Annotated in this window: 26 protein-coding genes; 21 read left to right on the top strand and 5 right to left on the bottom strand. The window is 46.6% G+C overall.

The features are described 5' to 3' along the window. Window positions 1-65 precede the first annotated feature (65 nt). Window positions 66-533 (top strand): hypothetical protein, encoded by a 468-nt coding sequence (locus AC6I8R_RS08715; RefSeq protein WP_036626931.1) that lies wholly within the window; start codon window positions 66-68, stop codon window positions 531-533. On the opposite strand, the gene AC6I8R_RS08720 is transcribed toward AC6I8R_RS08715, so the two are convergent. Genes AC6I8R_RS08720 through AC6I8R_RS08730 form a run of 3 tightly spaced genes read right to left on the bottom strand, consistent with a single transcriptional unit; the run spans window position 534 to window position 3,643 of the window. Continuing rightward, window positions 534-2,534, bottom strand: a complete 2,001-nt coding sequence (locus AC6I8R_RS08720; RefSeq protein WP_497832118.1) for an FUSC family protein — start codon at window positions 2,532-2,534, stop codon at window positions 534-536. An 8-nt stretch (window positions 2,535-2,542) separates the two neighbouring features. Continuing rightward, the gene (locus AC6I8R_RS08725) at window positions 2,543-3,400 is read right to left on the bottom strand and encodes an efflux RND transporter periplasmic adaptor subunit (protein ID WP_021185233.1); all 858 of its coding nucleotides are present in this window, start codon (window positions 3,398-3,400) and stop codon (window positions 2,543-2,545) included. A gap of 6 nt (window positions 3,401-3,406) precedes the next feature. After that, complete coding sequence (locus tag AC6I8R_RS08730; protein WP_021185232.1) at window positions 3,407-3,643, bottom strand: DUF1656 domain-containing protein; 237 nt, start codon at window positions 3,641-3,643, stop codon at window positions 3,407-3,409. Window positions 3,644-3,795: 152 nt separating this feature from the next. Between AC6I8R_RS08730 and slyA the strand changes: the two genes are divergently transcribed. Further along, window positions 3,796-4,233, top strand: coding sequence for a transcriptional regulator SlyA (gene slyA / locus AC6I8R_RS08735; RefSeq protein ID WP_021185231.1), 438 nt, complete (start codon window positions 3,796-3,798; stop codon window positions 4,231-4,233). A gap of 45 nt (window positions 4,234-4,278) precedes the next feature. Here the strand turns inward: slyA and AC6I8R_RS08740 are convergent, their stop codons facing one another. Further along, window positions 4,279-4,911 (bottom strand): response regulator transcription factor, encoded by a 633-nt coding sequence (locus AC6I8R_RS08740; RefSeq protein ID WP_021185230.1) that lies wholly within the window; start codon window positions 4,909-4,911, stop codon window positions 4,279-4,281. Window positions 4,912-5,886: 975 nt separating this feature from the next. On the opposite strand from AC6I8R_RS08740, the gene AC6I8R_RS08745 reads away from it, so the two are divergent. The 19 genes from AC6I8R_RS08745 to AC6I8R_RS08835 all read left to right on the top strand — a co-directional run bounded on the left by AC6I8R_RS08745 (window position 5,887) and on the right by AC6I8R_RS08835 (window position 25,652). Then, window positions 5,887-8,430 carry a two-partner secretion domain-containing protein gene (locus AC6I8R_RS08745; protein WP_497832119.1) on the top strand — a complete coding sequence of 848 codons (2,544 nt, stop codon included), beginning with the start codon at window positions 5,887-5,889 and terminating at the stop codon, window positions 8,428-8,430. Between the two features lie 55 nt (window positions 8,431-8,485). Then, complete coding sequence (locus AC6I8R_RS08750) at window positions 8,486-8,674, top strand: hypothetical protein (RefSeq protein WP_497832120.1); 189 nt, start codon at window positions 8,486-8,488, stop codon at window positions 8,672-8,674. Next, on the top strand, window positions 8,647-10,143 hold the full coding sequence (locus AC6I8R_RS08755) for a ShlB/FhaC/HecB family hemolysin secretion/activation protein (protein WP_497832121.1): 1,497 nt from the start codon (window positions 8,647-8,649) through the stop codon (window positions 10,141-10,143). The genes AC6I8R_RS08750 and AC6I8R_RS08755 overlap by 28 nt, the downstream gene beginning before the upstream one ends. A 16-nt stretch (window positions 10,144-10,159) precedes the next feature. Beyond that, the gene (gene acpS, locus AC6I8R_RS08760) at window positions 10,160-10,528 is read left to right on the top strand and encodes a holo-ACP synthase (protein ID WP_415175738.1); all 369 of its coding nucleotides are present in this window, start codon (window positions 10,160-10,162) and stop codon (window positions 10,526-10,528) included. A gap of 21 nt (window positions 10,529-10,549) precedes the next feature. Continuing rightward, entirely contained in the window at window positions 10,550-11,305 is a 756-nt protein-coding gene (locus AC6I8R_RS08765; RefSeq protein ID WP_497832122.1) for an SDR family oxidoreductase, read from the top strand. 3 nt (window positions 11,306-11,308) lie between these two features. Then, the gene (locus tag AC6I8R_RS08770) at window positions 11,309-11,857 is read left to right on the top strand and encodes an ApeI family dehydratase (RefSeq protein WP_036626930.1); all 549 of its coding nucleotides are present in this window, start codon (window positions 11,309-11,311) and stop codon (window positions 11,855-11,857) included. A 19-nt stretch (window positions 11,858-11,876) separates the two neighbouring features. Further along, the gene (locus AC6I8R_RS08775) at window positions 11,877-12,161 is read left to right on the top strand and encodes a phosphopantetheine-binding protein (protein WP_036626927.1); all 285 of its coding nucleotides are present in this window, start codon (window positions 11,877-11,879) and stop codon (window positions 12,159-12,161) included. A 30-nt stretch (window positions 12,162-12,191) separates the two neighbouring features. Then, window positions 12,192-13,367: an aminomethyl transferase family protein gene (locus AC6I8R_RS08780; RefSeq protein WP_021185223.1), complete on the top strand. Its 1,176-nt coding sequence runs from the start codon at window positions 12,192-12,194 to the stop codon at window positions 13,365-13,367. Between the two features lie 10 nt (window positions 13,368-13,377). Beyond that, window positions 13,378-15,897: a beta-ketoacyl synthase N-terminal-like domain-containing protein gene (locus tag AC6I8R_RS08785; protein ID WP_497832747.1), complete on the top strand. Its 2,520-nt coding sequence runs from the start codon at window positions 13,378-13,380 to the stop codon at window positions 15,895-15,897. Window positions 15,898-15,901: 4 nt separating this feature from the next. After that, the gene (locus tag AC6I8R_RS08790; RefSeq protein WP_497832748.1) at window positions 15,902-17,119 is read left to right on the top strand and encodes a beta-ketoacyl synthase N-terminal-like domain-containing protein; all 1,218 of its coding nucleotides are present in this window, start codon (window positions 15,902-15,904) and stop codon (window positions 17,117-17,119) included. Window positions 17,120-17,137: 18 nt separating this feature from the next. Further along, window positions 17,138-18,118: an ATP-binding protein gene (locus AC6I8R_RS08795; protein WP_415175741.1), complete on the top strand. Its 981-nt coding sequence runs from the start codon at window positions 17,138-17,140 to the stop codon at window positions 18,116-18,118. A gap of 22 nt (window positions 18,119-18,140) precedes the next feature. Then, on the top strand, window positions 18,141-18,848 hold the full coding sequence (locus AC6I8R_RS08800; protein WP_021185219.1) for an ABC transporter ATP-binding protein: 708 nt from the start codon (window positions 18,141-18,143) through the stop codon (window positions 18,846-18,848). Beyond that, complete coding sequence (locus AC6I8R_RS08805) at window positions 18,832-19,485, top strand: hypothetical protein (RefSeq protein ID WP_415175742.1); 654 nt, start codon at window positions 18,832-18,834, stop codon at window positions 19,483-19,485. Before AC6I8R_RS08800 ends, AC6I8R_RS08805 begins: the two co-directional genes overlap by 17 nt. Next, window positions 19,486-20,805 carry an ABC transporter permease gene (locus AC6I8R_RS08810; protein WP_497832123.1) on the top strand — a complete coding sequence of 440 codons (1,320 nt, stop codon included), beginning with the start codon at window positions 19,486-19,488 and terminating at the stop codon, window positions 20,803-20,805. 4 nt (window positions 20,806-20,809) lie between these two features. Further along, window positions 20,810-21,574 (top strand): outer membrane lipoprotein-sorting protein, encoded by a 765-nt coding sequence (locus tag AC6I8R_RS08815; RefSeq protein WP_497832124.1) that lies wholly within the window; start codon window positions 20,810-20,812, stop codon window positions 21,572-21,574. After that, window positions 21,574-22,941 (top strand): hypothetical protein, encoded by a 1,368-nt coding sequence (locus AC6I8R_RS08820; RefSeq protein ID WP_497832125.1) that lies wholly within the window; start codon window positions 21,574-21,576, stop codon window positions 22,939-22,941. Before AC6I8R_RS08815 ends, AC6I8R_RS08820 begins: the two co-directional genes overlap by 1 nt. 9 nt (window positions 22,942-22,950) lie before the next feature. Next, window positions 22,951-23,883, top strand: a complete 933-nt coding sequence (locus AC6I8R_RS08825) for an ACP S-malonyltransferase (RefSeq protein WP_497832126.1) — start codon at window positions 22,951-22,953, stop codon at window positions 23,881-23,883. Then, on the top strand, window positions 23,880-24,875 hold the full coding sequence (locus tag AC6I8R_RS08830; RefSeq protein WP_497832127.1) for a YcdU family protein: 996 nt from the start codon (window positions 23,880-23,882) through the stop codon (window positions 24,873-24,875). Before AC6I8R_RS08825 ends, AC6I8R_RS08830 begins: the two co-directional genes overlap by 4 nt. A 189-nt stretch (window positions 24,876-25,064) precedes the next feature. Then, window positions 25,065-25,652, top strand: a complete 588-nt coding sequence (locus tag AC6I8R_RS08835) for a helix-turn-helix transcriptional regulator (protein WP_497832749.1) — start codon at window positions 25,065-25,067, stop codon at window positions 25,650-25,652. Window positions 25,653-25,736: 84 nt separating this feature from the next. Here AC6I8R_RS08835 and slyB read toward each other — a convergent pair whose 3' ends face one another. Next, on the bottom strand, window positions 25,737-26,204 hold the full coding sequence (slyB, locus tag AC6I8R_RS08840) for an outer membrane lipoprotein SlyB (RefSeq protein ID WP_415175748.1): 468 nt from the start codon (window positions 26,202-26,204) through the stop codon (window positions 25,737-25,739). Between the last annotated feature and the right edge of the window lie 257 nt (window positions 26,205-26,461).

Below are 26,461 nucleotides of genomic sequence, written 5' to 3' on the forward strand. Positions count from 1 at the left end.
TGTATTGTTCCCGTGGATTTTTCCCGCCTATGATACATAACAGGGAAAAAAGCGCAGGGGCAGGAATGAAAACCAGTGGGATCATGTTGTTATGTGCGTTGCTGGTCGGCTGTGACCAGCCTAATGATACGCAATTGCGGCTCGATGCCAGTCGACAATTGCAACGTGTGATTGACCGCAACCCATTACGTGCCAGTTGTGAAAACATTGCCCGAGGGCGCGAATGGCTGACACAACGAACGCTGGAAAAGCTGGAAGAAAAAGGCTGCCAGGAGGTGTTGCGTAGTGCGACCGAGACGGATTTCATCCACGCTGAGACTTTCCACCACAATCTGACGATGGTATGCGGCGCGATTGAGGGCAAAAGTTTTACCGGCACGGAACTGACGCGGCGCTTTATCTATTCGCCTGAGGAGAAAGCGCTGGTGGTTGAACCCATGTCGGAGCAGGATAAAACCCGTTTCGAAGGGCGAAAAACCCTGCAACAATTGCAGGCTGATTTCAATCGCCAGCAGCAGCAATATTGCCAGTAATCACCCTGGCACCGCTTGTTTCAATTGTGCCAGCGAGCAACGCAAACGCCACAAAATGCCGGCCAGCGTGTTGGCCTCGCTATCCTGTTCAACCGGAAGCTGCACAATCATCGCCTCCAGTTCATCCAGCGTTGCCTGCAAGGGCATATGACGCACGCCCCGTATACTCATGATGCGTTGTAAATCCTCCAGACTGCTGTCGCGCATCGCTGCCAGCGTCTGAGAGCCAGGCTGCCACTCACGCAACTGCCAGACAATATGCGAACAATTGAGCAGCACCACGCCCCAGCGTAGCAGCCACACGCGTGCCTGCTCATCACGGCTATTACTTAACTGGCTGATATGATGATAAATCTGTGACTCGAAACGGCTTTCGCTCAGATGGGGATGACGTCGCAGTTGATCAAGGAAGGCATGACGCAGGGCACGGATATGGCGACGGCTACGCCGGGCATCGGAACTGGGACGCAGTACCTGAAAGGCCAGCCATGCCAGCATCACGCCGCAGACTTTGGCCAGATTATCGTTGAGGAAACTCTGATAATCCCAGTCTGGCGGGTTGCTGACCGCAATAAAAGATCCCATAAACACGATAAATTGCCCCCACATACCCGCGCGGGTTTTCTGCTGCAACTTGAACAGTTGAAGGGTAGTCAGCAAAGGGAACAGCACCAGCAAAAATTGCCACAGTGCGCTGATTTGGACCATCAGGCCGAACTGCAACATAAAGCTAAACACCGACAGCCACAGCAGGGTTTTCAGCAGCAGCGAGATGCTGCCCGTTGGCGAGGGGGCGGAAGAGTAAAGCACACAGGCGATTGCGGTCAGTGTCAAAGCCGCTGCACCGGAATCCCATTGCGTAGCAATCCAGAACGCACATCCCAACATAATCACGCTGAAGGTGCGAAGGGCGCTCCATCCTGCTTCGGCGTTATCGCTTTCGCGTGCCAGTGACGGAACGCGTGGGGGCTGAAAGCGGGTATCCGCATCTGCTCGTTCGATCAATCTGATCCAGCGCTGGACATTAAGGTACACCCAGCAAAAGTAGCGCAGGCGCTGCACAAAGGCGCGTTGGCGGTAATCGCCCGCTGCGGCCGGGGTAATGCCGCGCAGAATCAACGCCAACTGATATTTATCACATTCCGGCTGTGCCAGTTCGTGCAACAGTTTTTGCATGGCATCAAACAGCGACTGCGGTGCCTCTGGCCAGTTCAGTAACATGCGTCGCAGGCTGGAGAGCACGCTGGTCAGGCGCAACTGTTGATGTAACACATAGTTCAGGACATTATTTTGCCGCCGAAAGCGATAGTGACTCCAGAACGCCTGAATACGTAGCAGATTCATGGTCAGGATCTGACTGATCACCGTCTCATGCGCACTACGAACATTGTCAGTGCTCCCTTGCTGCAACAGCAGCACGGCGTGTTCGAGCAATCTGGCATGCATCTGGCGCAGCGACTTCATCAGCGCATGCCCATCTGAAGTACTGGGCAGAACCATCATCATTAATCCGGCACATAAAATACCGGAAATCACTTCACAAACGCGTGCCTGGGTAATGGTCCATAACTCGCTGATATCGGTGATATTGACGCTGCTGAAGGCAATAATCGCTGCGGTATAACCAGCAAGCGAAAAAGCATAGGCCACATTGTTTTGATAGTGGTTGGCAATCCAGGTACATAACGCCAGCCAGCCTGCCATAAAAAAGGCAAACAGCCAGGGTTCATTCAGCGTGTGCCCGGCAATCAGTAATGCGGCAGTGGCACCCAGCAAACTGCCGACGATACGTCCCAGACTTTTGCTGATGGCACCCCCGACGGTAGGAAAACTGACCACGGCTGCGGAAGTCATGGCCCAGTAAGGCTGATCCAGTTGCAAGGCGTAGGCCACCGTTAGCGCCAGGCACATGGCGATTGCATTGCGCAAGGCATAGCGCCATTCACCCTGGGTGGCTTTGATCCACGGCAGATTGCGCCACGCCAACCACTGTAAATTCATCCGTGGCCTCAGCGCACAATCGAAATGGTACAGGTGGTGCCCGCCACCAGCGGGATATCCTGTGGAATGGCATCCAGATGAATACGCACCGGAACCCGTTGTGCCAGCCGCACCCAGGGGACATTGGGTTTGATATCCGGCACCAGGCCGCTGTCACTGTCGACACTCTGGTCGTAAATCGCCCGCCCGATGCTTTCCACTCTGCCTTGCAGGCGTTGACCGTTGCTGTACAGCACAATATTCGCGAGGGCACCGGGCTGGATGTGACGCAGTTTGGTTTCTTCGAAATACCCCATCACATACCATGAATGACTGTCCACCAGTGAGAACAACGGTGTGCCCGCTGTGGCGTAATTACCTGGACGCAGCGTCAGATTACTGATCCAACCCTCCGTGGGGGCGCTGATTTTGGTCTGTTGCAGATTCCAGCGTGCCTGGTCGAGTGTCGCCTGGGCTGCTTTGGTACTCGCTGCGGCAGCATTAGCGGTCAGATGCGCCGCATCAAGATCCTCCGCTGAAATCACATTACGGGGCAGATTGCTGCGCCGGTTCAATTCATGCTGGGCTTTCTGCTCATCCGACTGTGCTTTTGCCAGCTGTGCCTCAGCATTATCCAGGGCGATCTGCCAGGGTACCGGGTCGAGCGTCAGCAACGTATCGCCTTTGTGTACAAACTGATTATCTCGCACCGCCAGCGCAACAATGCGGCCAGAAACCTGGGGGGTGATATCAACCAGTTCGGCACGGACCTTGCCATCACGCGTCCAGGGCGATTGCATGTAGTAATTCCACATCCACCAGCCCGCCAATAAAGCCAGGGCAAACACCACCAGTGTGGAAAAATATTTAAAGGGATTGAATTTCATGGTGATTTATCCGAGGCTCAGTAACCAGAGTGCGGCGCTGACGCACAGCACAAACAAGGAAAGATCCATTAATGTGGGATGCCAGATATCACCGGAATACATCCAGCCACGCAGCAACGGATGGATCAGTAGCCAGAAAAAGAAACCCAGCAGTACCGCTTTGAACAGCGGTGGGAAGAACAGAGATGCACCAAAGACCAGGTCAGTGAGTGGCGCGTTAGCGGTCAGGGGGAAAACAGACACTTGTCATCATCCTTAGTAAACCCAGATTCTCTCAATGAAGCGTAGATGAGTGCGTGTGTCAGCTGGCCTGGGATTTGTTTTTTGTCCTGTAAACTCGCAGAATAGTGTAAAATCTGGCTTGATAGCTAGCAAGCTAATTATAAGGAGATGAAATGGATACGACACTCGGAACAGATCTGTCTCGACTGGTGCGCATCTGGCGTGCCTTGATCGATCAGCGTCTGAAGCCGCTTGAGTTGACGCAAACACATTGGGTGACGTTGCATAATATTCATCAACTCCCGCCAGAGCAGTCGCAGATTCAGCTGGCGAAAGCTATTGGTATTGAGCAACCCTCTCTGGTACGCACGCTCGATCAACTGGAAGAAAAGGGATTAATCACCCGTTCAACCTGTGCAAATGACCGCCGTGCAAAGCGCATCAAGCTAACCCGGCAGGCTGAGCCTATCATCGAGCAGGTCGAGAATGTGATTGATGCGACCCGTGATGACATTCTTAGCGGTATCAGCCTGGAAGAGGTAAACCAGATGGTGACGCTGATTGCCCGGCTGGAGAAGAATATTCTCGAGTTACAAAATCGCGAGAAGTAAAAACCCGCCCCTTTTGGGGCGGTGTCATTTTGAAGTCAGGCAGCCTTAAAACAGAAAAAGTTTGTTGATTTCACCGTTCAATTTTCTCTGCAAAGAAAATCGGATGTTATAAAGCTTTTTCCTGTCGATTCCCAACGAGTCGGCGATATCCTTCAGGGTGTATTCCCGCGACAGCAGATTCAAGACTTCGACCTCCAGGGTTGTCAGACTGCCAGGTTTGACACCGTTACCCCACCGGCCAATGAGAACATCTTTAATTTTTTTTGTGATGGTCTGTTTGCAATCACTGGAGTAGATCACGGTGGCAATGCGCTGGTTGTTCTTCCACCACCAGGACGCGAGATTATCCATTCTGTAATCAGATAACAATATCAATCCACTTCCGCTTTTGACTAAGTGGGAGATCCAGTGCGGATCAGAAAACAGTTTGATGTTGTAGTGTGAAAAATCAACAAAGATGAAATTGAAATTCAGATGATTATGTTGTTTATCGAGCAACGCAGCCTGAATTCCAACGCGTAGATAATAATTTCTGTCAGGCCAAATGCTGTATTTAATGCCAGATGAATTCTGCATTTCCAACAGCCATTCGGAGATCGTTATCACCTCACCATCATCCTTGAGGTTTTTATTCTGTTCATTTTGCATTGGAATCAACAATCCCTGTTTCATTTCCATTGTGAAGTCTAACCAGGGGGCATGATACAAATCATGAAAAAATACAGCAAGACAGAAGTATGATAACGAAAAGTTCATTCACTGGATAAAATCCTAATGGAGATGGATGATGTAATAAAGATGAGGGAAGGGATACGTATTGTTTTCCACAGGATAATGACATATCTAAAGTTATAGGGCAGTCAGGAAAATAAGAATATGTCCTGGTTTTAAGTGTTTGCCACGATGATTCTTACGAATAAAACACGTAAAATTAGCACGAAAAGCTAAATGCACCAAGGGTGAGCGAATGTGGCAAAAGGCAGTGTTACTTATATGTTTCTTATGTGCTAATTAATAACGGTAAATATCATCATCTCAGCGGTCCAGATCAGGCAGGAAGAGTTCTTTTCTCTTTCCATTCCAGAACTTAATTTTCAGCCGATAAAGAGTTTTAAGATTATTTAAAGTAGATACTAAGATAGTGGACTGTTTTTATCTTATCAATGCCAGTGATGTTGTTGTTCGTGAAGGAGCTTTTTTCATTAACGTGTTGTGTAACGGTTTAATCCAGAGCTAAATGGGTAAAGGTTTTCTTAAAGGAAGTGGTAATAATCTCAATTGCCTCGCAATATCTGAAATTGCAACGAATAAGTTATGTTTTTAAATAAGTTCCCGTTGCGTCATATACTTATTTTACATCTTGAAATTTTCAGTTACCCTTCGCTTGACATTCTTTTTTAAAAGATGAAAAGTAACGCCACGACCGGGTAACTTTGTAAGTAATAAACCATAAAGCATATAAATCTTGATAGAGAATAGGATAAACCCCTTGGCTGAATGCCAGTGAAAATTTAGTAATACTCTTACAACACCAGGATGTAATCTGATAATTAATTTCAGAGGCATGTTTTTGCTTGCTCAATAATATGAGCAATCCGCAGGCACACACCTTTTTGACGTTAATAGTCACACTCACTTATACAGTAGGTAAAAATGAAGATTCAGACAGGCTTAATGAAGTTCAGCCCATTGGCCTCAGCGATTTTGCTGGCCCTGCCAGTTATGGTGAATGCTGCCGACCTCAGCATGCCCAATGGTAACATCAACATGGCTAATGGGGTGCCGGTAGTCAATATCAATGGGGCTAACGGCAATGGCATATCGCATAACATTTATGACAAGTTGAATGTTGGCAAAGAAGGTTTGATTTTCAACAATAGCCAGAATGGTGCCAACACTTCTCTGGCAGGTCAGATTGCCGGGAACAGCAACTTAGCCTCAGGAACAGCCAAAGTCATTCTGAATGAAGTCACATCAAAGAATAAAAGTAATCTGAATGGCCAGATGGAAGTTGCCGGAGATAAAGCCCATCTGATCATTGCTAACCCAAATGGCATTAGTTGTGATAGCTGCGGTTTTATCAATACCGATAAAGTCACCATGACAACCGGCAAAGCAGACCTTAATAATGGCGAATTACACGGATACTCTGTCAATGGTGGTCTTATTACGACAAACGGTTTAACCAGTGATTCGCCAACGGCGATACTGGCGCGTTCCATCGTAGTTAATGGTGATATTAATGCATCAGGCCAGGAACTCACATTGATTGCGGGTAATAACTACATCGATACGTCAAATAAGGTGACGGGCACAGTGAATGCCAGCGGTGGAAGAAATAGTTATGGTATTGATGTCGCTAAACTTGGTGGTATGTACGCCAATAAGATTAACTTAATCAGCACCGAAAATGGCATCGGTGTGCGTAACGCAGGTGTGCTGGCTGCGGGGAGTGGCGGCATTCAGATTGATACGAATGGCCGTCTGATCAACAACTCAGCTCAGATTAAATCAACGGGAGCCATCGCGGTAAAAACCAAAGGTGCGCTTGAAAATGTTACCGGTAAAATCGTCAGTGATAAAACGATATCGATAGATACCAATAAAAACGGGATTAACAACAGCCGGGCGGGCAATATTATGTCTGGTGCTGATGTATATATCAGTAGCGGTGAGTTTAACAATGTTAATGGTAAGGTCGCGGCGGCTGGAACCCTGGCAATGAACACCAATAATGCGACCCTGACCAACTATGGTAAAGGTAATAGCGTTGGGATCGAAGCGGGTGTTGTCGTATTGCAAACCGGTACATTAAATAACAACAATGGCCAAATTAAAGGCTTTTACGTCGGTTCCGAATCATCCAATCTTAGTAATAATAACGGTATGATTGAGTCATACAGCGATGTGGATATTTCTACCAGCGGCTCGGTAAATAACACGTCGGGTTTGATTCGTGGTGCGAACGGCCATGTCAAAATTGATGCCTCAAAGGGCACACTCACTAACAGTGGCACCAAATCTGCGGATGCCGCAAGCTCAGATTCACTGGGGATTATTGCGGGTGATGGGGGTATTCAGATTTCGGTTGCTGCCCTTAATAACAGTAATGGTCAGATTGCATCAGCAGGGGATATTGGTTTCCTGACTAAGTCTAATGTTAACAATGTTAATGGTAAGATTGCGACTAAGAAAAATGTGTCAATTAAGGCGGCTTCTCTTACCAATGCACAATCCAGCATTGTTGGTCAGACAGGGGTTGATATTGATTTGACCGGCGATGTTACTAACCACATTGGTATCATTTCATCTGAATATGGTGATGTGAATATCCGGGCACGGCATGTGAATAACAGTGGCGGCTTGCTGTTGGGACAGAATATCAGTCTGGATGCGGTTCATGATGTGAACAATGATACTTCACTTATCGTGGCGCAAAAGAAACTGACCATAAACGCGGGTGGCACTGTTGCCAATCAGAACGGCAACAATTTTGGTGACGTCTGGGGCCTCTATTTTGGCATGCCAAATCAGAAAGGTGGGATGATCGGTAATGGTGGTGTAGAAATCACTGCCAATACTTTAAACAATAACAACAGCCGTATTATTGCGCAGCATGCCCCTCTGACACTGGCGATAACCGGTGCGCTGTATAATGACCGCAGTATGCTGATTGGCGCGGGTGCATCAAGTATTAAAGCTGGAAGTCTGAGCAGCAATTACTCGACCATCCATTCAACAGGCGATTTATCTATCGATACCCGTAGTCTGTCTTTAGCCAGCAGCGGTAGCATCATCGATAATGATGCAACCGGTATCATTGCTGCGGATGGCGCACTGACGTTGAATGTAGCCAATAATTTTACCAATTACGGTTGGATCACCGGTAAGCAGAAAGTCAGCGTTAACACTGCGGGTGTGTTGTACAACAGGAATACCATTTATTCAGATAACGAAACCCAGGTTTACGCTAAATCCGCCGTTTACAACTTTAAAGACATGGTGGCTGGGTCAAAACTAACGGTTGGCGCTACCGATACGGTTTATAACTCCGGCAATATGTTTAGTGAAGGCCATGCCAGCATTACAGGTAAACGCGTTTATAATGAAGGCAATTCAGCAGTCATGGGTGGTCGTCAGGGACTGGAACTGGAAACAGACACTCTTATTAACAGTGGGAAAGTCGTAGGGCTGTAATCATTAAGCCGGATAGAAGCAGCAGAAATGCTGCTTCTATCCCGACAGAAATGTTATGAAAAATACCCTCAGACCATTACTGACGTCTCTTATTTTGGGCGTGAGCGAGCAGGTGGCAGCAGAAGTAGATTTAAATCGCCTGGTCAAAACGCAGCAAGATCTTGAAAATAGCACCCGTCAGGAGAATAAACTGGTAAAAAAGACGTTTATTCAAAAGTGGAAGGTTCTGACATCAAAAGTATAGATTTTCCTGCGGAGGAAAACTGTGTAGAACTGGATGCTTTAATTATAAATAATGATTTTCTCGATGATGCCAACATAAAAAAAATAATATCGCAGATTGCAGGGCGTTGCCTGGGAACAGCAGGGATTGAGACGCTGGCAAATACATTGCAGGATTATTATATTAACGCGGGCTATGTGACTACGCGTATACAGATTCCCAGTCAGGATCTGGCAACCAGGAAGTTAGTCGTCGATGTGGTGCCCGGAAGGATTGAAAACATCCTGATAAAAGATAACGATATCAGAAAATGGATATTACCATTTACATCGGGGGAAATCCTTAATGTCAGGGACATCGAACAGGGTGTTGAAGTTCTACAGAAAGTTCCTGGGTTGAACATCGAAATCAATATCGAACCCGGTAGTAAGGCAGGTTACAGTAATGTGGTGATGAGCACCGGGCGCTTGATAAACTGGAACGCACGAACCTGGATAAATAACTGGGGTGATAAGGCAACAGGAAAATATTTACTCGGTGGTGCAGGTTATCTTTACAACCTCAGTAAAATGAATGATGTGTTCTGGTTGTCAGGCACCACAAATGCGGATCGTAAATCGGGGCGATATAACAGCATCAGTTCATATTACTCTATACCTTATGGTTATTGGGATTATGAGATTTTTTACAGCAACAGCCATTCCCGGCAACTGATTAATATTGGTCCATATGGATTCAATTATATTGGCGATAGCGAGAGCTTGAGTTTAAAGGCCGCACGAACCGTTTACCGTGATCGGGATAAGAAGGTAGCGCTGAGCGCTGAACTATTGCGCAGGAAAGTGGCTTATAAGTTAGAAGATGTTGAGTTGGTGTTGCAAAAGCGCAATATGACCAACCTGCGTTTAGGAATTAATTTTAAGAGAAATATGCCAGGTGCGATACTTGATACCACCTTGTCTTATCAGCGGTTTTTCCCGTGGTTGGGTGCCGAGGAAACGCCTGATATGCAATCCGGTGATGTCAGTAAGCAAAGCAATGTTCTGAACCTGGATATTAATTATACGCGGTTAGTTAATGTGTTATGGACTGACGCCTATTATGAACTTCGGTTAGGTGCACAGTATTCTCCAGATGCATTAACTTTGCAGGACCAGTTTAGCGTAGGCGACCGTTGGAATGTGCGCGGATTCGAAAATAGTGCCGGGCTTTACAGCGATAAGGGTATCTATAGCCAAAATACGCTCAACTTTATTACGGGATTCTCAAACCTGGAATGGTATCTGGGTACGGACTTTGGTGCTATTTTCAAAGGAAACAACCAACGTGACGGGATTGATTATCAACAGTTATTGGGTGCGACAGTCGGCTTGAAAGGCAGTATTAAAGCGTTGGGTTATGATGTGTCATTATCTAAACCTTTACTCTATCCACAGTCTGTCAATGCCGACAAAGTAAATTTTAATCTTAATATTTCTTATCAGTTTTAATTATCAAGGAATGATCATGTCTGTTGGTACGGATATCGTTGAAGTTGAACGGATTAAGAATGCTATTTTGCGTACAGAAACGGCTTTTCTGAAACGTGTGTTTACTGATGAGGAAATTGCACAAATCGGCGTTGAGTATCCTGATTATGAAAGAGCATCAGGGTTTTGGGCCGCAAAAGAATCCATTGTCAAAGCGACGGGGTTAGGTTTTCGCAATGGAGTTTGTTTTCATGATGCCGAAATTAGTCATGATGAAAATGGCGCGCCTTACTTCAAGCTGCATGGCCGATTAAAGGAAGTTATTACTGAAAAAGGATTTACAAACATAACCTTGAGTATTTCGCATTGTCGCTTGTATGCGATTGCCGTGACAATTCTGACTTAATTTATAAACCGAATTCCAGCTATGTATAAATATCATGATCTTATCAACAAGAACGTCTTAATAACCGGTGCCAGCGGTGATATCGGTTTGAGCATTTGCGCCGGTTTTTTGCAGCAGCAATGCCATGTCTATGCGTTGTATAAATCCAACGCAGCAGATCTACAACAGCTCAAAGAGACGCATCCACAGGGCGAACGCCTGCATATTCTCCAGTGTGACCTTGCGAATCAGGAAGCAGTGAAGCAGTTATGCCAGTATCTAAGTTCACAAGCCAGCAAACTGGACGTGCTGGTGAATAACGCCGGTATTGTGCGAGACGCACTTTTCGCAGCAATGGGTAATGATGATTTTAATACCGTGATTGATACCAATTTAATCAATACTTTTGTTCTGACGAAAGAAGCGCTTTTGTTATTAAGAGCTGCTGAGACGGCGACAATTGTCAATGTTGCCTCTATTGCTGGACTTATTCCGAGCGTCGGGCAGAGCAATTACAGTGCATCAAAAGCTGCACTGCTTGGCTTTACCCGTACGTTGGCTGCGGAGCTGGCACCCAGAGGGGTCAGAGTCAACGCAGTAGCGCCAGGTATGATTGAATCTAAAATGGTAAAAAAAGTATCACGTACTGTGGTGCGCGATGTCACGGCCTCCGTCCCCCTAAGGCGCCTGGGGAAGTGTGAGGAGGTGGCAAATACCATTATCTACTTAAGCTCCTCAGCATCCAGTTATATTGTTGGCCAGACCATCGTTATCGATGGTGGCCTGGTGATGCGGTGACTTATGTCGAAATATACTATTCCTTCACAGATATTTCTCGAGATGGGTGGCTGGCGTCAGCCACTTATCATGGTCGACAGGATCGATGATTACAAGCATGGTGAAAGTGGTTACATCAAAATAATAAAACATGTGACCTTTAATGAACCTTATATCGCAGGGCACTTCCCGGAAGACCCTATTATGCCAGGGGTGCTTATTGCAGAAATATTCGGCCAGGCCAGTGAGTACTTCTCTTTTTTGACCGACATTTGCGATATCTGGCAAGAGAGATATCAGCAAGAAATGAGAACGTTACGAGATATTCATGCAAAAATCACAGACGAAAATTTGCGTTCAATCATCCGTACACGGCGTTGTCAGGTGCGAGGTGTACTCGCTGCACAAAATTTGAAATTTAAAGATATTGCCCGGCCTGGGGATACGATTGAGGTCATCAGTAAACTTTCATTTTCAGACAGCAATGGCTTCAGACACTATGCGGTTTCTGCTCATGTTGGCAAGAAACTAATTAGCCAGGGCGTAATTATTAACTATCGGGAAGTAAAATAACTCATTACGGTGAACACAGATGAATACGATGCAAGAAAATATTGAAGAGCGTAAAGCCGTTTTACTCACCATTAAAACCGAGATCATTCAACGTCTGCATATACCAAAAAATGTGGCGCAAATTGATGACGACACCCCTTTATTCGGCAACGGACTAAAACTGGACTCAGTCGACGCTACCGAAATCTTGGTGTTATTGGATAAAAACTTCGGCATTCGACCAGGTGAAGGTGAAGACCCGTCTTATATGCGTAGCATTAACAGTCTGGCTTCATTTGTATTGCAGCAGAAACAGCATCACTAATTTTCTTACTTAATTAATGCGGGTTATTTTATGAGCGCTCTTTATAAAATGCATTTAGCGAAGAACGCCGTAATGGGCGTTTACAATGGTAAATCGGTGCCATTATCTTACACCTCCCAGGTGGAGGCTTATAAAGCAGTACGGGAAAACGCTTTACTGGTAGATTATTCACATATGTCGATTGTGCGTGTCGTGGGTGATGATGCATGGTCGCTGGTCAACCATCTGGCCTCGGCAGATGTCTCCGTCATACGCGATGAACAGGGTCTTTATTCCTTGCTGTTGAATGAAGATGGCACTGTTTGGGGCGACGCTTACATTCTTTGTACTGATGAAGGGTACTATATTCTCTCTGAGTCACTTTCTGTTGGCGATATCATTGAACGGCTCAATGTAATTTTAGAATACAGAGTCGATCTGGATATTCAGGACGTGCCAGAAATCACTGCGATGGACACTCAAGAGTGGGGCGCTGTTTTGTTGGAAGGCCCCTACGCCTGGGAACTGCTCGCTGAAATCTATGGCTTTGACATTATTGGTTTGCCCTACCACGAATATATGAACACTGATGATGGCTTAATCACTTTCCGCTGTGGCAGACATGGTGAGTATGGCTATCTGCTGGTCGGTGAGCAACTGCAACTGGTTGAAGTTTGGCAACAATTGCTTGATAAAGGTGACAAGTACCAACTGAAGATTGCCGGCCTGGACTATCAGCAGCTGGTGCGTATTGAAAATCCTTGTTGGGATGCATCCATTTATCAAAACTATAGCTGCAACCCGCTGGAATTACAGATGCAGTGGGCGATTCAATACGATAAAGAAAATTTCATTGGTAAATCGGCTGTTGAAGAATTGTCCCGTAGGGGGGCGGAACGGAAATTAGTAGGTATGATGCCGCTCGTTGAGGGTGGTGATATTAAGGCCGACGATAAGGTGGTGGCCGATGCTGTAGTGGTCGGGGTAATTATAAAAGGGGGTTATTCACCGGCAAGAAAATCTCATATTGCGCTGGCATTGATTGATAGCGATTATGCCTGGTCAGATATTGCCGGCTTTGCTATTCGCACGCCGCATGGCGATATTGCTGCCACTACACATAATCTCCCTTTCTTATATAACTTCAGTATGTTGGTTAATCCAACTGAACACAGTTTTATCGACACAACCAAGCCCAAGAGCGCGCTGTCAGGCATAAAAGTTTAGTGAATTCATGATGAAGACAAACAGAAAAAGAGTGGTCATCACCGGGATGGGTATATTGTCATCCCTGGCCGATAATATTGCCGATTTCAGGCAGGCATTGCTGAATAAGCAATGTGGCGTTACTGACAGCCTGCGTTTTGCGCAATGGTTTGAAAACGCCCGTGCGGCGGAAATTCTCCATGCCATCGATTATTCCTCGATCCCGGACGATATCCTGGAGACACAGGATAACGCTTCATTATGGGCGTGGAAGGTCAGCAAAGATGCATTAACGCAAGCCGGACTGGTTAATGATCAAACCCACCTGGACAACACCGGATTAGTGATTGGTGTCTCCTCCGCTGGAACCGAGGCGTTTTTACCGCTGTTTGAACAGCGCATGCATGATTTCTCGCTAAAGAAAGCCATTTACTCCGGTGGTTTCTCTTCATGCTGCGCCAGCGTGGCAACGCTACTCGGCCTGAAAGGGGGCACGGAACTGGTTGCCACCGCTTGCACGGCCAGCCCTAATGCCATTGGTATCGCCTTTGATCTTATTCAAAATGGCAAAAATAACACCATGTTGGCAGTGGGCACTGAGCCGATTTATCTGCCAACGTTTGCCGGATTTTATGCTCTGAACGTCATGCATCCTGAGTCTTGTTCGCCTTTTTCTGGCCGTTCGGGTATGTCGATCGGTGAGGGGGCGGGAGCCATTGTCCTTGAGGAGTATGAGCACGCGCTGGCCCGAGGGGCCACTATCTACGGTGAAATTCTCTCTTATGCCACCTCCTGCGACGCTTACCACGAAACCGGCCCGGACCCGCGCGCCAGCGGAGCAGTTCAGGTGATGAACAAAGCGTTGCAGAACGCCGGTATCACTGCCGATGAGATCGATTATGTGAACCTGCACGGTACCGGGACCGAAGCCAACGATCGCATCGAAACGCTGGCGATGAAGAAGGTGTTTCCGCGCATTGAGCAACTACCGGTCAGTTCGACCAAATCTTTCCTTGGCCATAATATCGGGGCTGCCGGAATTGTTGAATTGATCGCCTGTCTGGTGACGTTGCCACAAGGAAATCTGTTGCCGACCCTGAATTTCACTGCACCGCGAGCCAACTGTGATCTGGATTATGTGCCGAACGAATTCAGAGAAAAAGACGTGACGATTTTCATGAAAAACAATTATGCCTTCGGTGGTAATAACTGCTGCATGATTGTCAGTACTCGGGCGGGGACGACGCCGGTGACCTCATATCAGGCGAAACGCGTTGCTATTACAGGCATCGGTGCAGTTTCAGCTATCGGCCATAGCATCAACGAAATTCTTGAGCATTGCTGGACGCAGGAAAAAGCCGTCAAGTTAAGCCCGGTGGCTTTTTATGACGATACGCTGGCCGAAGCCAGAGAGTTACTGGATGTTCTTCACGAAACCGGCCAGTTTACTGCACCGCAAAACGAACCCAATTTTAAAACTTTTCAGGTACAAAACCTGGAACCGCGTAAGCATCTTCGCCGCTTCGATGCCCGCAAAGCGACGCGCGCCGGTACTTTCGCGCTCATCGCTCTGACTGAGGCGTTGAATCAGGCACAACGCAAGATCAAACGTGACGGTGAGGCGTTGGGATTGGTGATGGGGATGTCGCGTGGTCCACAGGAGACAACCTACAAGTATTTGCAGAGCCTGAAGCCGGACCCTCGTAAAGTGCGCACGTCTGAGTTCCCTGGATCGTTGATGAATGCGATCACCACCTTCTGTGGCATCTCCGAAGGTATCAAGGGCTATACCACCACGTTGGCCAATGGACAAAACGCCGCGCTGGGTGCCCTGGCGTATGGCTACGAGATGGTCCGTCAGCAGTTGCAGGCACAGGTGCTGGTCGGTGGGGCTGACGAATATTTCCCTTCTATGTCGCTTTATATGGATGCGGTGACTGAGAAAATTCAGATGAAGTCACAAGCCTGTGAATACCAGATCTACGGCGATAATCCGCAAGGTTTTGTCCCGGGAGAAGGGGCATGCATGCTGCTATTAGAAGATCTCGATGCGGCTTTGGCACGTCATGTCGGCGTTCAGGCAGAAATCATTGGCTACGGGAAATCTAACGGCAACAGCTATTTTGACCCGCAGCAGACAGATGAAAAGGCCGATGCAATGGCTCTGGCTATTCAACGGGCATTTTCTGATGCCGGGGTGTCAGCGGGAGAGATTGACCTGGTTTGCGGTACCTCAAATGGCGCAGCGGAGAGCGTTCAGGTGGAACTCAACGCAATTGAACGCATTTTCCGCCATGATAAACCGCAGGTGCCAGTGGTTAACTACAATGCTTTTTTTGGTTTTGTTGAGTCTTGTGCAGGATTATTGAACCTGGCGGTGATTGTCGACTGTATTAAAAAGCAAGCGGTCCCGGCAATTCCCTATACAGAAACGTTCTGTGATGAGCGTATTAACTTTGTTCGTACCCCGTTGCAGCAAAAGATTGGTCTGGTGCTGCTGGTAGGTGCTAATGAAGGTGGCAACTTCACAGCGTTTATCATTAAGGGATAATATTTTGGATAATTCCACCATTATCTCTGGCTATAGTGCAAGGCTGGCATTTGCGGAGAACAGCAAAGAATTAATTGAAAAGCTCAGGCAGGGAAAATGCGCGGCTAAGACAAATTGGTTCGCGACTCAGCAGGCTGCTATGAGATGTGGAATAAAAGAAAATAAGTCAGTTGCCCGGCTGGCATCGAATCCTCTCAGTCTGACTGAGCAGTTATGTCAATTAATTGAGCAAGCACTGGAACACGCCATGCTCGATACGCATTGTCTGTCAGGGGATAACGTCAGAGTCTATCTGACTGGACTGGGACCGCGGGTTGATGTGATCGATTATAAAACCTTTTATGATCACAACGATATTGAAGACGTGACGCTTAATAAATCCATCACACATTTACATGTGGCTGAGATTTGTCAGGACAAACTGGCGCATGAGATCGCAAAGAAATATCATCTTAAATTCAGCCCGCCCAATTTGCAGTGTACCAGCAACTCGTCACTGGCGGCGGTGCACCTGGCGATTCAGGCAATTGCGAGTGGCGATATTGACCTGGTAGTGATAGTGAATAGTTCGCAGATTACGACGCAGGACATCGCTTTTCTTGCCGGTCAGTCGATGCTGGAAAGTGAGGAAGCACAACCTTTTGGGGAAGCCAGCAAAAGTGTGTTATTTGCGGAAGGGCAAAGCGGCATCGTTCTGGAAAGCGTCAGGCACCGGCATGCGCGTGGGCTGACCGGAGGTGTTCGCTTGACGTCTGATTATGCACAAATCACTTCAGGCAGAGGGAATGACGCCGGGCAACTCAGCGTTAACCTGATGAAAGTCATGAATAAGGTGATGGAACAGGCCGGAATTCGTTACGAACAGTTATGCGCGATTCTGCCGCACGGCAATGGTTCGGAGGGGACGGATAAAGCCGAAGCGCAGGCCCTCGCTACTTTGTTGGCGGAACATGCGCTTCCTGTCCTCGCCTATAAAGGACAGATAGGTTATAACCCAACCGGTTCGGGCATTATCGATTTAATTATCGGCCACTATAGCTTATGCAGCGGCGAGTTAATTTCGCCAACAGGTAAGTCAGTCATACGCGAAAATATGGTGCAACATGTGTGGCTGAATAAAGGTACGGTAAAACATAATAAACATCATCTGCTGAAAACGGGACTGGGTGTCGATGGCTCAATTATCGCGCTGGTGATGTCAATGTGTGATATGGACGTGTAATAAGAGACAGGATGTCGTATGTATTTATCTTCTTTCTCTATGCTGGAACCACAGGACGGTATATATATTTACTATCCTTGCTGGTTAAACGTATGGGAATCTCATCTGTATAAACAGGCGCTGAAATCAACCGGTTCACACGCATGGGGGTTCAGACGCTTTGGTACGCATAAAGATGCCTATATTAGAGAAATGATCAGAACGCCGCCTTATAAAGCTTATATCGATGCTATGGAGCAGGTTTCTGAAGCAGCATTGCAGAAATTAACGGCACGGGAGCGCATGTTATTACTCAAGTCACGCACGGCGTTTATTTATGTCGATAGCTGGGGAGAATCGGCACCCTTTGAAGATATTTCCAGTGCATTACATACGGCAACGATCGATACATTACCAAAAAACTTAGTGAAAAAGTTTTCGGTGACGGATTTCACTTGCAAAATCAGAGGGGAAAAACAGTCTCTGGTACAAGCAATGCAGGTTGCAGAGGATTATCTCAACTGGCAGGTATTTGATTATGTGGTGATCTGCGCGGCCTATCGGGCAGTACCGGTGCTGGTGTTTTCTGAAGAAGATATTCGCTGCCCAGAAAAGGGAAAAAACAGACGGGAAAGCGGTGTAATGAATTTGTCGGTTGAGCGCGTGGGATGCTTTATTTTTAGTCGTCGGGAAGCAGAATTGAGCGTTAATTGTGGTGGATACTCAATTCAAGATGATAACAGAAAACTGATCAGGCAATTGGTTGAAAATCATCAGGATATTAACCTGTTTACTTTTTCTGGGTTAAGGAAAGGGGCGGCGGAGCAGGAATTATTAAAAAATGGCAATAGCTCGGTTTTTGATGTCATTAATCTTATCGATACCTATGGCGGCAGCGGCTGCCTGTCGCCCGCATTAAGCTGGATATATCTTGAGCAGCAGGCAAGGGAGCACGGAAAAATGCGCACCCTGGTTCCCGATAATTTCGGTGGTTATAACTGGTTTGACACCCGTTACTAATCGACACCATCAGGGAATGATGATGAAAAATAACATAAGAGCCTTGCCAGCAATACAATTGATTGATGTGTGTAAAAGCTACGGATTTGCTGAAAACAAAGTTGACGCGCTAAAAAATATTAATCTTGAAATCAAAAAAGGGGAGTTCCTGGCGCTTTGTGGGCCTTCCGGTAGCGGCAAAAGCACGCTATTAAATGTTCTGTCGGGGATTGACAAGCCTGATGCCGGAATAACGCTATTTCTCAATAAATCGCTCAATGAACTGCATGAAAATCAACTCTCTTCGGTCAGAAGCAGGCATTTAGGATTCATCTTTCAATTTTTTAATCTGATTCCGGTGTTAAGTGCATTTGACAATGTCTATTACCCATTGATTCTTAATGGCCATTTCCCCAGGAAAACCGCGCAAGAACTGGCATGGCATTATCTCGATAGCGTAGGCATCCGCGCGTTAGGCGATCGTAAACCGGGGCAACTTTCTGGCGGTCAGCAGCAACGCGTGGCCATTGCCAGAGCGTTAGCAAACCAGCCGGATGTGGTGGTAGCCGATGAACCAACCGGAAATCTTGATATGGCAACCGGCGATGCAATTCTTGACCTGTTATTAAGGATTAACCAGGACACAGGCACCACATTTATTATCTCAACGCATTCAATGCAACTTAAAGATCGGGCCAAACGCGTTATAGAAATCGAGGATGGGGAGTTAGTCAGTGATTCCATTCGCTAAAGTTATGCCGTTTATTTTTGCCGGCTTATTAGTGGTTCACCTGGGTGGGGCAACCGCTGCTCCTGTGCGTATGGTGGAGAAGGTGATACAACAGGGCCTTCCCGATCAGCCTGATGCATTATTAGAAGTCAGCCGTGCTTTGTTCGATGACTATCAGCAGCATCACGAAGCGGTCGCACTGATTTTTCACTCTTATGCCCTGCTGCGGTTGGCAAATCATTTTGAAGCAGTCAACGATTATGTTAATGCCTCTGAATACGCCAAATTGGGTTTTTTTTACCTCGACGAAGCGGTAGACACACATGAAACAAACTTTCGTCTGCGGTATTTAAGAGCGAGAGTTGATGCGTATCTGCCAGCGAAACTTGGGCGCTGTGTAGTCACATTACAGGATACAGAGATACTACTGCGGCAAGCGAAAGCCTTCGATGCCGCAATTCAGGCGCAAATTAATGTTATGCGTTATCGGGCATTATCCAGTTGCCGCGATCATACACGCGCCAATGCGCTGTTGACCGCTATGCAGAATGGCACCCTGAGTGAGCGAAAGTTATTGGCACTGGGCACTGACAGCACACCGGAGTGGGATGCTCATGAACTGGCTCAGATTTTAATGCCTTTGGTGAAAGGTGAATAAATGAATATGGCTATGATCTTGACCAGTGCGGTTATTTTGATGGTGTTCAGTTTTGTCATATATAGTCTTATTTTCACCCTGCAAGATGCAAAATTCGCGTTCTTAAATATTTTAAGACATAAAAGGCGGTCATTCTCGACGCTGTTTGCTATCACGTTGGGTGGCGTAGCAATATTTCTTTATGGTGGTTTTATTGATTACGCCTTCTGGATTTTACAACAGCAAACAGTGCGTACAAATATTGGTCATGTTCAGATCTACGACCAAACATATTTTTCCTCGTCGAACAAAAGCAAAAGTATCATTGAAAATTATCAAGGGTTGAAGGCTGGAATTTTGCAGGATAATGAGTTGTCAAAGTATATTGCGACTATTGCCGGTCAACTGGAGTTTTCCGGTGTCGTCTCGCAATATGAACACCAGACATCCAGTTACTTTTCTGCATTTGGCCTGGAACCTCTCCCTGCCGTAAAACTGGGTTCTTTTGATACATTGATCTCCGGCAGCGATCTTTCACGCATTAAAAATGACGAGATTACGCTGGGTCGTGGTCTGGCAACGTCTCTTAATGCGGGTTACGCAGATTGGGTGGATATGTTGACGGTGAATAGCCACGGTGGGCAAGGGGCATTATCACTTAAGGTACGTGGCGTATTCTCCTCGGGCATTAAAGATTATGATGATGTCGCGTTAAAAATACCGCTAACCACAGCACAACGATTAATGGATACGGATGGCGTTAGCAAAGTTGTTATTCTCCTGAAAGATGAACGTCACCTTGCCGAGTTCAGTCATCAGCTGGAAAAATACATTAATGATCATCATTTACCGTTGATTGTTAAAGACTGGAAATCGCTGTCGTTATTTTATCAGCAGGTGGAAGGATTATTATCGGGTATTTATTTCTTTATCAAGCTCATTGTTGGCCTGATCGTTATATTTATGATCAGCAATACGATGACCATGAACATTCTTGAAAGAACACGGGAAATTACCACCTTAAGGGCGATGGGACTCAGGCCGTTTCATATCACCCGTTTGTTCTTACTGGAAGGAACCTTTATGGGGGGGATCGGAGCAATATTTAGCCTGCTTATCGGGTTTATGTTGGCGGGCATGATTAATCTACAAGGGATTGCCATGCCTCCGTCACCGGGTCAGACGCAAGGCTACAACGCCTTTATTAAAACCGACAATGTCGAGTTGATCTGGATTACGTTGGTGCTGCCAATATTGACGGCATCACTGGCAACGTTATTACCGGCGTTGAGAGCATCACGACTCAATATTGCTGATGCATTTAAATCAGCTCAAGGATGATTGTATGAAAGGTTGTACCGCTTTATCGCTGCTGTTTTTTATATCGACTGCCACATGGGGAGAGTCTGCACAGGATATTATCCGGCAGTCAGATGCTATCCGTTCACCGGATGAACCCTTTCGTTACACGGTGACGGTACTGGAATACCCTTCAGGGAGCTCCGAACCCAGAAATAAGCAGATTCTGGATATATCCATGCGCTTTCTGAAACCTGAGGGTAATCGTCAGGCTGAAGCGCGGTCGCTGGTGCGTTTTATCTTTCCAGCGCGCGATAAAGGCAAAGTGATGCTGTCGGACTGGTATGATCTATGGTTCTACACGCCGGAATTGCGTCGTCCTGTTCCGATCTCCCGACAACAAAGGTTATTAGGGCAGATTTCAAATGGCGATGTCATTGTCACTAACTTTGAAGATGCTTATAACGCAAGGCTGCTGGATGAACAGCCTTGCGGTGCTCATGTTTGCTACCAATTGGATCTGCAACGTAAGTCATCGCAAGTGACCTGGCCGAAAGTGAAATACCTGGTCGAAAAGGGGAGCTATCGTCCGTATAAAGCCTCTTATTACTCGCTTGATGACAAACTGATGAAAGAGGTGGAGTACCGCGACTATAAACCATTGTTGGGCAAGGTGCGGCCGGCACAAATTGTCGTTACTGATAGCCGTCATGGCAACGGTTATTCGGTTATGGAATACAGCGATCTCAGGTACGAATCGTTGCCAGCGTCACATTTCACCCGTGAGTCTATTCAGCGAGGGGATCTTTGATGTCTTCTCTGCGCTGGTTGGTGCTCCCTCTCGCGATGCTGCCTGGAGAAAGGGTGTCAGCCTGTCTGTCTGACGGCGATATGGCGTTATTCGGTCAGATGTCTGCGGTGCGCAAAAGACCCGCGAGCTGGCAGATTGGCGGGAACGATCCCTGGCGCACTGACAATGGTTACACCGACCTGGTGGTGAAATACAGCAATCGCTGTTTATTCGCGGACGAACAAATAAGGCTGAATGTTGCACTGTATGGGCTGACTTATTATCCAGTCAGGGATGGCGGGGCCTTTGAGCAAGATGATCACCGCGCGAGATTACTGTTTGACCGATTAAGCCTGACCTATAACCTGTCTGATACCGTCAGGCTGGAGGCGGGAAAAATAAGTAACAAGGGCGGCTTATTTTACCTTAAATCTCCGGCTAATCTGTTAAGTAATTACGGTGGTGGATTTAAATCGACACGAATATACCATCCGGCATTGAATCAGGTCTGGGCGGAATCATCCTGGGGATTTGAGCTGTCTGAGACGAGCGAAAATAATTCGCTGTCACTCACCATTGCGCCAAAATTGGCGCAGGCGGGTAAAACGTATGAGTCTTCTGGTAACTGGTCAGCAACCCAACGTTCAAACAGCCGCGATCGTTATTTGTTGACCTATACCGATTACCGTTTTGCTGATCACACGCCGTCGGCCAGCCTGATGTTCGGTGATGCAAACGCGATTGCATTGGCAAACAGTTATAATTTATCTCAACAACTCACCTTCAATAGCGAACTGGCTTTGCACAGTAAACAGCGATGGCGACATCTGGATGAGGCAAAGGCTGAGCAGTTACAAAATTATGTTTTTCCAGATGCACTTTATCACACCAGAGAAAAGCAAGGTTGGGAGCTGGCGCTGGGAGTCCAATATACCACGGAGCGATTTAACCATTTTGGCATTGGCTATTATTTTCAGAGCGAAGGCTATTCGGCACGGCAATGGAAAAAACAGACCGATGTGATCAATTTTCTTAGTCAGAAAACGCCCTATCCTTCACTGGAGAGGGCATTTGACGCCTATAAATATTTAATGGCTTCCGAGATCTATAACGCCAGCAGTAGCGGTAACCTCCTGGGGAAACATTATATCAACAGCTATGCCACTATTCTTCTTAATGAGCAAGATCGTCTACAGCCCTGGTCGGCCATTAACCTGATGGATAAGAGTTCGATGACAGGAATCACTTATATCAGACAGCTTAAGTCATTAAATAACCAGATGGAGGTTTACACCGGGGTTTATATAATGGCTGGAAAAAACAACAGCGAATTCGGTCTGTTTGGCGAGACACTCGCAACCTATATCGGTTTTAATTATACATTTTAAGGTCTTATTATGGATGATAAACACGCGCCTGCTGTCGCGCTTATGTTTTCGGGGCAGGGTAATCCGGTTATCGGGATGGGGGCTGATTTATGGCATATCAATCAGCAAGCACGGCAGATTTGGGATTGTGCGAGCGATATTTCGCAGATGGATATTCGTCGTCTTTGCTTAAAAGGTCCAATGAATAAACTGGTGCAAACACCTTGCCAGCAAGTGGCGGTCACGGCGATAAATGTAACGCTGTATACTCTGTTGCTTGATAAACTCAATGTCGAGACAACAGTGGGTTGCTGCGGTCATAGTGTCGGCGAATACAGTGCGTTATATGCCGCGAAGGCTGTTTCCCTGGAGGACTTGTTTAAAATAATCCATTTCCGATCACAGTTGATGCACGAATTAAGCAAAGAAAATAGTGGGACGATGTATGTCGTGAAGGGTATCGATTATCACACAATGACTGAACTGATTGCGCGTTCGGATATTGAGTTGGATGTCAGTTGCGACAACAGTCCCCATCAACAGGTTATTGGCGGGACATCCGCTGCGCTCACGGCATTTGTCCCGCTATTGGCCCGGCATGGCTTTGATGCTTTCAAACCCGGCGTGAGTGGAGCCTGGCATACCCGTTTGATGGCGCACGGGGTAAAGCAAATGCGCAATTTTTTAGCGACGCTGGAGATTAAACGCCCGGATTTCGACGTGTTGATGAATGTGACGGGTTGTGCGGAATACGAACCGGAGAAGATTAAACACAATCTGGCGCTGCATTTAACCCATACCGTAAAGTGGACCGATTCGATGGCACGCTTATTAAGCCATCCATTAACACCGGTGTTGATTGAGGTCAGTAACAAGGCCTACCTCGGCCATATGCTGAAGGATTTTCCCGGTTTTACATCGGAAATGACGCAACATTGTCGAACCATTACTGGTGCCCTATGATTCCAGATTATCAGAAATTTATCTCTTTTCAGGATAAGAGAGTTATTCCATTTTTCTCCGCTATGATTCTGGTCGTTGTGGGTTTTTACTGGAAGAATAATGATTATCAATTAACGCAGCACAATGTTTGGCCGGTCAGCGCATTATTGGCTATCGTGCTGTTTAATTTCATTTATGACCTCAAGGCTTTTTGGGCGTATAGCTGTGTTATTGGTCGTGTCGATGTAAGTGTTTTCTCTGAGAAGCCTTGTGGTAAGTTGCTGAATGTTGTCTCCCGTCCCGTAATCATCAGTACGCTTATGCTATGGATGTTCTGGATTATTGCAACTGGCTGGCTGTCATTGCCTGCAACGATGTATTCGGTTCTTTGTTTTTATATTACTTCATCTTGCATTGTTTACCTGGTATTCAGATGGCTCAGACCAGTGTATATTCGTCAGGTGCTGACTTCTGCTGCACCAGGTGTGAAATACCGACACCTTTATCAGTATGTTAGTGTCTGTCTCTTCACTGTCACGTTACTGAATGTCATCTCAGTTAGCCCTTTAGCACAGCAGGAAGGCTTTTCCTTGCGGGAGGGTTTCTTGTCCATAAGACTGATGGTGGCTATGCTGATTCTTTGTACTATTGTCCTGGCGATAAATTTAGCATTCGCTCGTATATCCAAAAGATATGTATTTTTGGGGCGTATCTTCTTAAAAGAAATCGACTTCTTCTTTTCAAAATCGGTTCCGTTCAGTCGTTTATCCTCGCGGCCATTAATCATCAGAATTATTATAGTGTTGTTCATTCTGGCGGTATGGATTGTTGCGGTAAGCACAGCACTTAGCCTGTTGCAGTGGCAAATCCGTTTTGAGTGGTACTTTTTGTTCTGTTTTCTACCTTGTATGGGTTATTGCTTTTTGCATACCTGGTGGCAATACCATCATGAGTTTATGATGGCTTGTGATATGTACTTTCGCTATGAAGCGTTTAACAAACGTATTCTTTGATCCTGATCAGCAGAAGTAGGTAATTCTATCTGCGAAATCTTTAAAAAGGTAAATAAAAATATTCTGAGAGGAATCTTATTTCTCAACAGTCACCACTCTGCGTAATTTACCCCGGTGAACAGGAGCGGCGGTAACACAAGGATGAGGTGAGCCTTTTTGGAACATAGGATCGTTGACGCGCTAAGCTGCATGGGATGTCGGCTTGGTTGTCGTGTGCATCACGACGAAACATTTAAAGTAGAGTTTTGTACCGATAAAAAGTTAGTACTTTGGCCTGAAGGCAATGATTATTTAAAACTGGCATTACATGAGTTGGTTTTTAAAAGTAATGGCTGTGAGCTGAGTGAGGATACTCTGATTGTTGATTTCTCACTGAGACATCTCGGTTTATTCATTAATGATGAGTGGCTAACGGTTTTCTCTGCGTGTGGCATGGAAATTGTTCTGATCCCTGACAGAAGAATGATGGCGATTGCGCATTATTGGTGGCGGAAATCAGCCAGCATCAAAGCTGTTATTCCTACCGATGCGGGGTTGGATTGTTTTATGGCAGATTTGAAAAACAGGCTCTGTGGCAGCAGGTCTAAGCGGATTAAAGCTCCGGCAGCAACTGAACGAGAAATGCATGTGTTAAAGATGATATACGACGGCAGTACTGTGAACGAAATAGCCACCTTGCTGGGTTGTAGCGTGAAAAGTGTTTATATCCATAAATCGACGTTAAAGAAAAAAATGGGTAGTGACATTATCTTTCATATGCTGCCGCAGCGGCACTAGAGTCAACTTTACGGGCATAAAAAATCCGGAAATGAAGTCCATTTCCGGATTCTGGCAGGGTGTCTTGATCGACTACGCGCGGGTTTAGCGCGGTGACACGGTAACCTGGCTGCCGTTAGATGCCATCACAACACGCTGGCCGACAGAGAAACGGGTGGCGGCCTGTTTCTGCACCACCATGATGGTATTGCCGTCATCTTTACGGATTTCCAGTTCAACACCGTCACTCTTATTCAGGGTGCTCTGCACGCCCTGGCCTGCGACGCCGCCGAGAACGGCACCGCCTGCGGTTGCCAGGCTACGGCCAGTACCACCACCGATAGTGTTACCCAGGAAGCCACCTAATACGGCACCACCAATGGCGCCAATGACATTGTTTTCGTCACCACCCTGAATTTTGACCGGGCGAACGGAAACCAGCGTACCGTAAGAAACGCTCTGTACTTGTTTCGCTTCATTGGCACTGTAGACATCACCAGAAAGGGTGTCGTTACTCACACAACCTGCCAGCGTTAAGCCGGCAAGGGAGACGACCAGAAAACGCTTAATCATCAGAAAGCTCCTTCATGCAAAAATGTGCCGTGTTCTCATCCTGTTCTGCACAGAGTATAAGACACAAAACTGGCAATTGACTCTTCGTCCGGATAATACGCGGTTGGAGGCGAAGCATAGACCATTGCATCTCAACAAAAATTCAATTGAACACGAAATATTTTAACCTGGAATGCGCTACGCAATGTGCTTAAAAAGCGGAATTTAATCATAGAATTAGCCAGCGTAATTTGCCAGGCTACTCAAAGATGAATCAT

It is taken from the genome of Pantoea sp. X-Soil-OKNW-713 (assembly GCF_059730685.1).

Excerpts from the sequence above, each read along its gene's own strand:
- AC6I8R_RS08820 (WP_497832125.1), top strand. The coding sequence starts at position 21,574 with ATGTCTTCTCTGCGCTGGTTGGTGCTCCCTCTCGCGATGCTGCCTGGA.
- AC6I8R_RS08775 (WP_036626927.1), top strand. The coding sequence starts at position 11,877 with ATGAATACGATGCAAGAAAATATTGAAGAGCGTAAAGCCGTTTTACTC.
- acpS (WP_415175738.1), top strand. The coding sequence starts at position 10,160 with ATGTCTGTTGGTACGGATATCGTTGAAGTTGAACGGATTAAGAATGCT.
- AC6I8R_RS08715 (WP_036626931.1), top strand. The coding sequence starts at position 66 with ATGAAAACCAGTGGGATCATGTTGTTATGTGCGTTGCTGGTCGGCTGT.
- AC6I8R_RS08815 (WP_497832124.1), top strand. The coding sequence starts at position 20,810 with ATGAAAGGTTGTACCGCTTTATCGCTGCTGTTTTTTATATCGACTGCC.
- AC6I8R_RS08750 (WP_497832120.1), top strand. The coding sequence starts at position 8,486 with ATGAAAAATACCCTCAGACCATTACTGACGTCTCTTATTTTGGGCGTG.
- AC6I8R_RS08800 (WP_021185219.1), top strand. The coding sequence starts at position 18,141 with ATGAAAAATAACATAAGAGCCTTGCCAGCAATACAATTGATTGATGTG.
- AC6I8R_RS08765 (WP_497832122.1), top strand. The coding sequence starts at position 10,550 with ATGTATAAATATCATGATCTTATCAACAAGAACGTCTTAATAACCGGT.
- AC6I8R_RS08780 (WP_021185223.1), top strand. The coding sequence starts at position 12,192 with ATGAGCGCTCTTTATAAAATGCATTTAGCGAAGAACGCCGTAATGGGC.
- slyA (WP_021185231.1), top strand. The coding sequence starts at position 3,796 with ATGGATACGACACTCGGAACAGATCTGTCTCGACTGGTGCGCATCTGG.
- AC6I8R_RS08770 (WP_036626930.1), top strand. The coding sequence starts at position 11,309 with ATGTCGAAATATACTATTCCTTCACAGATATTTCTCGAGATGGGTGGC.
- AC6I8R_RS08745 (WP_497832119.1), top strand. The coding sequence starts at position 5,887 with ATGAAGATTCAGACAGGCTTAATGAAGTTCAGCCCATTGGCCTCAGCG.
- AC6I8R_RS08825 (WP_497832126.1), top strand. The coding sequence starts at position 22,951 with ATGGATGATAAACACGCGCCTGCTGTCGCGCTTATGTTTTCGGGGCAG.
- AC6I8R_RS08785 (WP_497832747.1), top strand. The coding sequence starts at position 13,378 with ATGAAGACAAACAGAAAAAGAGTGGTCATCACCGGGATGGGTATATTG.
- AC6I8R_RS08720 (WP_497832118.1), bottom strand. The coding sequence starts at position 2,534 with ATGAATTTACAGTGGTTGGCGTGGCGCAATCTGCCGTGGATCAAAGCC.
- slyB (WP_415175748.1), bottom strand. The coding sequence starts at position 26,204 with ATGATTAAGCGTTTTCTGGTCGTCTCCCTTGCCGGCTTAACGCTGGCA.
- AC6I8R_RS08830 (WP_497832127.1), top strand. The coding sequence starts at position 23,880 with ATGATTCCAGATTATCAGAAATTTATCTCTTTTCAGGATAAGAGAGTT.
- AC6I8R_RS08810 (WP_497832123.1), top strand. The coding sequence starts at position 19,486 with ATGAATATGGCTATGATCTTGACCAGTGCGGTTATTTTGATGGTGTTC.
- AC6I8R_RS08835 (WP_497832749.1), top strand. The coding sequence starts at position 25,065 with ATGGGATGTCGGCTTGGTTGTCGTGTGCATCACGACGAAACATTTAAA.
- AC6I8R_RS08740 (WP_021185230.1), bottom strand. The coding sequence starts at position 4,911 with ATGGAAATGAAACAGGGATTGTTGATTCCAATGCAAAATGAACAGAAT.
- AC6I8R_RS08795 (WP_415175741.1), top strand. The coding sequence starts at position 17,138 with ATGTATTTATCTTCTTTCTCTATGCTGGAACCACAGGACGGTATATAT.
- AC6I8R_RS08725 (WP_021185233.1), bottom strand. The coding sequence starts at position 3,400 with ATGAAATTCAATCCCTTTAAATATTTTTCCACACTGGTGGTGTTTGCC.